The sequence below is a fragment of the Chitinophaga sp. genome, assembly GCF_036566945.1.
Lineage (GTDB): Bacteria > Bacteroidota > Bacteroidia > Chitinophagales > Chitinophagaceae > Chitinophaga.
On record NZ_DATCVJ010000938.1, the window covers coordinates 1 to 7,197 of the forward strand.

6 protein-coding genes are annotated in these 7,197 nt (G+C 47.9%); 3 read left to right on the forward strand and 3 right to left on the reverse strand.

Annotation, left to right across the window (positions count from 1 at the left end):
• The 3 genes from VIP81_RS28180 to VIP81_RS28190 all read left to right on the forward strand — a co-directional run.
• A partial coding sequence (locus tag VIP81_RS28180; RefSeq protein WP_331969393.1) for a tail fiber domain-containing protein occupies nt 1-1,466 on the forward strand: 1,466 nt, incomplete at its 5' end.
• Nucleotides 1,467-1,544: 78 nt separating this feature from the next.
• The gene (locus VIP81_RS28185; protein WP_331969396.1) at nt 1,545-1,940 is read left to right on the forward strand and encodes a hypothetical protein; all 396 of its coding nucleotides are present in this window, start codon (nt 1,545-1,547) and stop codon (nt 1,938-1,940) included.
• A gap of 29 nt (nt 1,941-1,969) precedes the next feature.
• Nucleotides 1,970-5,365, forward strand: a complete 3,396-nt coding sequence (locus tag VIP81_RS28190) for a hypothetical protein (RefSeq protein ID WP_331969399.1) — start codon at nt 1,970-1,972, stop codon at nt 5,363-5,365.
• 151 nt (nt 5,366-5,516) lie between these two features.
• On the opposite strand, the gene rpsG is transcribed toward VIP81_RS28190, so the two are convergent.
• The 3 genes from rpsG to VIP81_RS28205 form a co-directional block, all read right to left on the reverse strand.
• The gene (gene rpsG / locus VIP81_RS28195; RefSeq protein WP_089903272.1) at nt 5,517-5,984 is read right to left on the reverse strand and encodes a 30S ribosomal protein S7; all 468 of its coding nucleotides are present in this window, start codon (nt 5,982-5,984) and stop codon (nt 5,517-5,519) included.
• Nucleotides 5,985-6,013: 29 nt separating this feature from the next.
• Nucleotides 6,014-6,394, reverse strand: a complete 381-nt coding sequence (gene rpsL, locus VIP81_RS28200) for a 30S ribosomal protein S12 (protein WP_012789278.1) — start codon at nt 6,392-6,394, stop codon at nt 6,014-6,016.
• A 355-nt stretch (nt 6,395-6,749) separates the two neighbouring features.
• Nucleotides 6,750-7,197: aminotransferase class IV (locus VIP81_RS28205; RefSeq protein ID WP_331969454.1), on the reverse strand; the 448-nt coding region annotated here is incomplete at its 5' end.

Sequence of the window (7,197 nt, forward strand, 5' to 3'; positions counted from 1 at the left end):
TGGGTAATGGAAAAATCACTTTAAGTAAACTAGCCGCAGGTGTTATCCCTACGAGCTTACCGCCTAATGGTCCTGCCGGGGGTGATTTATCCGGGACTTATCCTAACCCTACGGTGATAAAAATTCAATCGGTGCCTGTATCTGCTGTAGCCCCGGTAAATGGGCAGGGTCTTATTTTCGACGGCACTAACTGGACACCCACTGCAGCTACCGGTGATAACCTTGGCAATCATACAGCTACCAAAGACATTGTACTACATGGCCACAAACTGGCCAATCAGGCAGACGGCAATGCCGGGATTGCCATATCGGATAGTGGGGCGGTTACTTTCAACACCATTTATAATTTTTCGGGGACTTTGCGCAAACAGGCCATATTCAGTGTGGATACCACGGGTGGTATGTTTTTATTGGGAGAGTTGGGCGCTGGTAATATTCCCATCTCCGGAAAAGGAAACCGGATGATGTGGTATCCTTTTAAATCAGGTTTCAGGGCTGGTGCTGCTGAAACAATAGAGTGGGATGACAGCCAGTTTGGTTTTTATTCCACGGCGGTGGGACATTCTGTTGTAGCGAGTGGTTACGGCACTTTTGCAGCAGGGGAGCAATGTGTTGCCTCCGGTACATCGGCAATGTCTTTAGGAAACGGGAATAACTCATCTGGTACTGTTTCCATGTCGTTAGGCGCCAGTTGCCAGGCGAATGGATTTGCCTCTCTTGCTATGGGATTTACCTGTACGGCCACCGGCCAGGGTTCAGTAGCAATTGGGTACAGAACTACTTCCAGTGGGGATTACAGCGTTGCCCTGGGACACAGAGCCAGTAGTAATGGTCATAGTGGTTGTATGGTGTTAGGAGATGAGTCAGTTACAGATGTTGTTAGAAATAATGCGGATAACCAATTTGTATCCAGATACGCCGGTGGATATATACTTTATACCAAAGGCACCGTTGGCGGAGTGGCCACGACGGGAGCTGTTTTACTTCCCAATGCTTCCTCCTGGAGCATCGTATCAGATTCTACCAAAAAAGAAAATTTCGAAAAAGCAGATGGAGAAAATTTCCTGGACAAACTGCGGCAATTACAGCTGGGGTCCTGGAATTACAAAGGCACACCCGTGGCTGAATACCGTCATTACGGCGCATTTGCACAGGAAATATTTGCCTCCTTCGGGCGGGATAAACTGGGACGTATTGGCTGCGACACGCTTATTAACAGCGGGGATATGGATGGCATTATGCTGATTATGTTACAGGCGTTGAACAAACGTTGCGAAGCCCTGATGGCCAATAATGCACAACTAAAAAACGAGTTGCTTCAATTAGCACGTATCGAAGAAGAAAACCGAAAACTGAAATCATCTCTCGAAAATATACAAGCGCTTATGACAAGATTACAGGCCATAGAAACATCGCTACAACTGATCAAACAGGAAAAAGAAAAAACAGCTATCACCAACAGGTAACCACTATTCATTTATGTATCTATAATTCTCAATCATATGAAATCACTGCTCATAATTTTATTCCTTCTCACTACAGGAATGTTATCATCAACAAATGCACAGATCCAGTCAAAGCCAAAGACAGAAGCCATGAATGATGGCCGTAATCCGCTGGAATTTATGTTCCCTGATTTACAGCGGGACCTGGCAAATCTGCAAGTTAAAGAGGTAAAGCCCCAGCCTGACAAGGCAATCATCTCTGCTCCTGTTGAAAACCGGCTTTTTACCAATTATAAAGCTCCGGCAGGTCAAAATAAGGCGGCCGCACGGACCTTTAAATCCGGTGCTACCCCAATTCCTATGGCTTCCGATGTATCGGCTACGGACGCGATGAATAAATTAAAAGCCGCTCAGGCAGCACAACCGGTAAAACCATTTGTGAGCCCCACTCAGGGTAGCGAAGTCAATAACACTCCTGTAAAGAAAAAAAGCTAGGCCCGCTGTAAACAACTAAAATGATTATTATGAAAAAGATATTCTACCTGTCAATCATACTCTTAGCGGTATCGTTTCAATATGTGCGGGCTCAGAGCGGGCTTGCAGGAACTAACTACCAGGCTGTAGCACGTAATGCGAATGGTACTGTTCTCAGCAATCAATCGCTGACGGTACGTTTTTCTATACTCGGTGGTTCTGCGGCAGGTCCTGTGCAATACCAGGAAACACATAATGCCACCACTAATAGTTTGGGCTTATTTACTTTACAAATAGGAAAAGGTACTCCATTGACAGGTACCTATAGCACTGTGCCATGGGCCAATGCCAATCAATATCTGAAAGTGGAGGTTTCCATTAACGGCAACAATTTCAGCGAACTGGGTACTTCACAATTAATGAGTGTGCCTTACGCCTTATTTGCGGCCAACGGGACGGCTGGTCCGGCAGGACCTGCAGGTGCCAAAGGCGATCCTGGTGCGGTTGGACCAGCGGGGCCTATAGGAGCTACCGGCCCCATTGGCGCAGTAGGACCTGCAGGTGCCAAAGGTGATCCTGGTGCAGTAGGACCAATTGGGCCTATAGGGCCTGTTGGCGCTATTGGCCCGGTGGGACCCGCAGGTCCGGCGGGAATACAAGGCATCAAAGGAGACCCCGGAGCTGTTGGACCGGCGGGTGCAATGGGACCAGCGGGACCAGCAGGCATACAAGGCGTCAAAGGAGACCCTGGAGTGGCTGGACCGGCGGGGGTGGCAGGAGCGGTGGGACCAGCAGGGCCGGCGGGAATACAGGGCGCTAAAGGCGATCCCGGGGTAGCTGGACCAGCCGGAGTAGCAGGACCAGTTGGACCAGCAGGTCCGGCGGGAATACAGGGCGCTAAAGGCGATCCTGGGGTAGCTGGACCAGCCGGGGTGGCAGGACCAGTTGGACCAGCAGGTCCGGCGGGAATACAGGGTGCTAAAGGCGATCCTGGAGTAGCAGGACCAGCGGGTATACCCGGTCCGATAGGACCAGCAGGTCCGCAAGGTATTCCCGGTATTCCCGGGGATATCAACGGGGTTGCTGCGGGAGGAGATTTATCCGGTACCTATCCCAATCCGCTGATTGGAAATGGAAAAGTTACACTGGCTAAAATAGCCGCTGGCGTTATACCCACCACCTTACCTCCTAACGGCCCTGCCGGCGGAGATTTGAGTGGTAATTATCCAGCGCCTGTAGTAGCCGGATTACAGGGAAAACCTGTTAGTAATGTAGCGCCACTGGCCAACCAGATACTAAAATTTGATGGCGCACAATGGCTGGCAACTGCTGCACCGGGAGGTGGGCTCACCCTTCCTTTTGTGGCCACAGAAAATAATGCGGCTACTTTATTCAGCATCACTAATAATGGAGATGGCACTTCGATTGAAGGCATCAGTAATTCTCTTAATGCTTCTATTACTCCGGTACGTGGTATCGTTAGTGCTGCTTCTCCGGGTGGCTTTTCTAGTGCAGTCAGAGGTATCAATAGCGGCACCGGTGGTTTGGGGATAGGTGTATGGGGATCGCAGGCTGGCTCTGGCTGGGGTGTTTACGGTGTTACGCCCAATGGACTTGGTGTGTATGGTAACTCCAGTGCAGGGGGAACTGGTTTATATGGTAACAGCAATACCGGCAATGGCTTAATTGCCACCAGTAACAATGGAGTAGCGGCAAACGTTTCGATCTTTAATAATGCGAATAACAACGATGCGCTCACTACGAGTACTTTAGGCAATGGTTCAGCGATTACTGCCACTGCCAGCGGCAACGGATATGGCGTTAATGCCAGTAGCGCAGGTAACACAGGTGTACAAGGTAGTACAGCCGTACAAACAGCTGCTGGTGTGATAGGTAATAACAACGGTGCCGGAGAAGCGGTAGTGGGTCGGACGATTTCGGATATTGCCGGCGCTGTAGTGGGACGCAACGATGGTGGAGGTTACGGCGTACGTGGCTTTATATCCACCAATACTACCGGTACAGCTATCGGTGTATTTGGCCAGATTGGGCTAAATGGTAGCACGGGCGCTTCCGGACGTTTTGAAAACAACAATGCCACTAACACCGTTGATAACATGACCGCCTATACCGTAGGCAATGGAGACCCGGGTGCTCCGGGTGAAGGAGCTGCGGGAGCTTTTGAGGTAAACAATACCAACTCTGTAGCGCCGGCTGTTAAAGCTAAAGTCAACACGATATTTGGCAACTTTGGTGCTGCGGGTGTTTTCTCTGAATCAGCCGGTACTGGTGGTTTTGCGGGATTATTTTACACTTCCAACGTTTCCGGTAATGGCAGTACCCTGGTATCCATTAATAACGGTAATGGTAATGCCATTGTGGCCAATGTAAAAAAGAACGGTAATGCCATAGAAGGTAATGTAAACGGCACCGGTAAAGCTGTCTACGGCTGGGTTCCCACCTTCAGTACCGGACAGGCAGCTGATTTTGAGAATTTCAACGATGCGAATACCAACAACGTTGTCACCGCTAAAACAGTAGGCAATGGTACTGCGGGATATTTTGAGGTGAACACCGTTCTTGGTACTTCTCCTGCGGTACATGGCAAGGTGAATTCACAGTTTTCCAACTTCGGTACAGCGGGTGTATATGGCGAAAATGCCGGTACCGGCGGATTTGGCGGATTGTTTTATTCTTCCAACGTGGCTGGCAACGGCCCTGCACTGGTAGCTATTGCAAAGGGTAATGGTAATGGTATCACTGCCAATGCCGCGAACCTGGGAGACGGAGTAGAGAGTACGGTCAATGGAACGGGTAATGCTATTTATGGCTGGGTGCCTAATTTTGGTACTGGCCGTGCCGCCAGATTTGTCAATTTTAACAACGCCAATACAACCGATGTATTACGGGTAGAAACACACAGTAGTGGCAATCTTGCCGTATTCAGAAGCGGCGACCCAACTCCTGTAAATGTGGCCCGCATCAACGCTGCGGGACGTGGTTTCTTTAATGGCGGTACTCAAACCGGCGGGGCGGATTTGGCGGAATCATTTGCGGTGTCGGGCGAACGTGCTACCTACGAGGCCGGGGATGTACTGGTGATTGCAACACATGCCGACCGTATGGTGGAAAAATCAGCTGAGCCCTACTCTTCGCTGGTAGCGGGTGTATTTGCCACCAAACCGGGTGTATTGCTGACGGAGCATGATATAGAAGCGGATCTTTCAACAGAGGTTCCGATGGGTGTGGTAGGGGTTATTCCTACTAAAGTATGTAATGAAAACGGTGTTATTCGCCGGGGTGATTTGCTGGTAACTTCCAGTAAAGCCGGTTATGCGATGAAAGCGGATGTGGATAAAGTGAAACCTGGACAGGTGATTGGAAAGGCGTTACAAGCATTTGACGGGGAAGCGGGCAAGATTCAGGTGTTGGTAAATGTGAAGTAACCCTTTCTCTTAGATATTTTTCAATTGACAGGCATCCGTTATGGGTGCCTGTTTTTTGTGGGGTAATGGCGGTGGGGTATAAACACAAAAAGGCAAACAGCTCCAAAGGAACTGTTTGCCGAATATATTGAGTTGCCTGTTAAGGCTATAACTAGATTCTGAAGTGAGAGAAAGCTTTGTTCGCTTCTGCCATACGATGTGTATCTTCTTTCTTCTTGAACGCTGCGCCTTCACCTTTGCTTGCTGCTACGATTTCATTCGCCAGCTTGTCAGCCATGCTCTTACCGTTTCTTTCGCCGGCAAAGCGTACTAACCATTTGATGCTCAGGGAGATCTTTCTATCAGGACGAACTTCCGCAGGAATCTGGAAGGTAGCACCACCAATACGACGGCTTCTAACTTCTACACCAGGAGTAACATTAGTTAATGCTTTTCTCCAAACCTCGTAACCGTTTTCACCGGTCATTTGGCTTACCTTATCCACAGCATCGTAGAAAATTTTATAGGCAATGCTCTTTTTTCCTTGTTCCATAACGTTATTAACAAAGCGGGTTACCAGCTTGTCATTAAACCTAGGATCTGGAGCCAGAGGCAATTTCTTTGCAGCTTGCTTTCTCATTTATTGAAAATTACGACTATTTATAATTGTTATTTCTTAGCCTTTTCCTTTTTAGTACCATATTTGGAACGGCTCTGCTTTCTGTCTTTCACACCTGCAGTATCCAAAGAACCGCGAACGATGTGGTAACGAACACCTGGTAAATCTTTTACCCTTCCACCACGGATCAGTACGATAGAGTGCTCCTGCAAGTTGTGACCTTCACCAGGGATATAGGCAATCACCTCAACTTTATTGGTTAAACGCACTTTCGCTACTTTACGCAGAGCGGAGTTCGGTTTCTTAGGCGTGGTAGTGTATACACGAGTACAAACGCCACGACGCTGAGGGCAGCTATCTAATGCCCTGGACTTAGACTTAGCCCGGATAATTTCTCTTCCTTTTCTTACTAATTGTTGTATAGTAGGCATTCTTTACCTAGTTTTTTTATGTCGGTTTACAATGACATCCAAATTCCCCACAAAGGGATTTTGGGACGGCAAAGGTAAAACTATATGTGTGAATAACAAAATTGTTTCGAAAATATTTTTACCGGGATGATCTTCTGTATAAACAGGGAAAGGTCTTATTATTCTGGTAGCAGCTCAGGATTACCAAAAACCGGATTGCAAAGGTATGATTTCCGTTAGAAACAACCATAAAAAAAATATTGGATTTTTGACGGGGCGGAAAGCTTAAAGCAGAAAGCAAAAAGCGATTGAAGCGGAGGACTATCCGGGACAATAGCTTTTTGCTTTCTGCTTTAAGCTTTCCGCTCTTTCTATATTATTTACGGTCGATGATATAATTCCAATGGCGGGTATCTGTAGCCCGTCCCGTGCGGATATCATCCAAACGGTGGATTACTTCTGCCCCGATTTCGTATTTGGTGGTATCCAGTTTGATCTGTGTATCGAGGTAGTCCAGCTGTTCTACATAGGCTACACTGGAAGCTGTACCGGTTCCAAATATTTCTCTAAGGGTACCATTTTTATAGGCGGCCACTACTTCATCAATAGAAATAGGTCTTTCTTCCACTTTTAGGCCCATATCGGAGAGTACATCCATTACACTGGCCCTGGTTACCCCTTCGAGGATAGTTCCCTGTGTGAGGTCTGGTGTGATGGCAGTATTGCCTATGATGGCAAAAACGTTCATGGTACCGCATTCCTGGAGGTATTTGTGTTCATATCCATCTACCCATAATATCTGATCATACCCCTGTTTCTTCGCC